2 tRNA genes and 1 rRNA gene are annotated in these 508 nt (G+C 48.4%); all 3 read right to left on the reverse strand.

Going from position 1 to position 508, the window contains the following annotated elements:
* Window positions 1–126: 126 nt before the first annotated feature.
* Window positions 127–202, reverse strand: a tRNA-Ala gene (locus WA279_RS20780).
* 11 nt (window positions 203–213) lie between these two features.
* Window positions 214–290: transfer RNA gene (locus tag WA279_RS20785), tRNA-Ile, on the reverse strand.
* Between the two features lie 102 nt (window positions 291–392).
* Window positions 393–508 (reverse strand): 16S ribosomal RNA (locus WA279_RS20790); the annotation flags it as partial.

A 508-nucleotide genomic window follows, 5' to 3' on the forward strand; every position in this document is an offset into this window, starting at 1 on the left:
CTCCTAGTGCCAAGGCATCCACCGTGCGCCCTTTCTAACTTAACCGTTAAAAAGAATCACTATGTGATATCTTGTATTACTAATTGAATGTGATGTCTACTGTTATCTAGTTTTCAAAGAACACGTTGGTGGAGCCTAGCGGGATCGAACCGCTGACCTCCTGCGTGCAAAGCAGGCGCTCTCCCAGCTGAGCTAAGGCCCCGTTATATAAGATGGTGGGCCTGAGTGGACTCGAACCACCGACCTCACGCTTATCAGGCGTGCGCTCTAACCAGCTGAGCTACAGGCCCATCTTAACTTATTTAAGGAACAAAGTTCCTTCAAAACTAAACAAGACAGGGAACGTTCTGTTTATAAGACCCAAGGTCTTATATTCCGTAAAATATCCTTAGAAAGGAGGTGATCCAGCCGCACCTTCCGATACGGCTACCTTGTTACGACTTCACCCCAATCATCTGTCCCACCTTCGGCGGCTGGCTCCTAAAAGGTTACCTCACCGACTTCGGGT

This window comes from Bacillus sp. 204(2023) (assembly GCF_037027505.1).
GTDB classification, from domain to species: domain Bacteria; phylum Bacillota; class Bacilli; order Bacillales; family Bacillaceae; genus Bacillus; species Bacillus subtilis.